Raw genomic sequence first — 619 nt, 5'->3', positions numbered from 1 at the left:
CCTGAGGGTGACCATGGCCGGGGCGCACGGACAGGTGCAGCCGCACGGCAGTGTGAAGACGGGGGTCGGCGGCGCCTTGGGCCCCGGCCCCGTGCAGACCACGGCGGGTGTGGCCGCTCTGGCCGTCGCCGCCGCGGGCGGTACCTGGCTCCTGCATCGCCGGGCGAGAGGCGACGGGATCTGACGGACACCCTCCGCTGTCCGTCGCCGGTACCGCGAAGCCCGCCCCCCAAGGGTCCGATGCCCCTCGTGACCCCTGGGGGGCGGGCCTTCCCTCAAGGGTCGTCTCCGGTAAGGGGTTCCCATGCGCAGGATCGGCGACACCGTCATAGCCACCGTCACGGCTTTCGCGCTCGGTACCGGTGTCTGGCTGCTCAGTACCGGTACCGGTACTCCCCCGCAGCCGTCCGCAGCCGAGGGCCGCCCCGATCCGGGCGGCGAACGCGGCGGGGTCACACCCCTGATGGCGTCCCCGCCCACCCGTATCCGCATCCCCGCGATCCGGGTGAACGCTCCCCTGATGGGCCTCTCCCTGACCTCCTCGGGCAGCCTGGACGTGCCGCCCCCCGCCGAGAAGAACCTCGCCGGCTGGTACGAGGCCGGCACCACCCCCGGCGAC

At 73.8% G+C, this 619-nt stretch carries 1 protein-coding gene and 1 pseudogene; both read left to right on the top strand.

Annotated features, from left to right (window positions below):
• Positions 1-184, top strand: a pseudogene (locus CCN33_RS30720) (hypothetical protein); the annotation flags it as partial.
• 120 nt (positions 185-304) lie between these two features.
• Positions 305-619: class F sortase (locus CCN33_RS30715; protein ID WP_140394786.1), on the top strand; the 315-nt coding region annotated here is incomplete at its 3' end.

The organism is Streptomyces recifensis (genome assembly GCF_002154615.1).
Taxonomy (GTDB): Bacteria; Actinomycetota; Actinomycetes; order Streptomycetales; family Streptomycetaceae; genus Streptomyces; species Streptomyces griseoluteus.
Note: the sequence above shows the minus strand (reverse complement) of the source record. Positions and strands in the feature narration are given on the sequence as shown.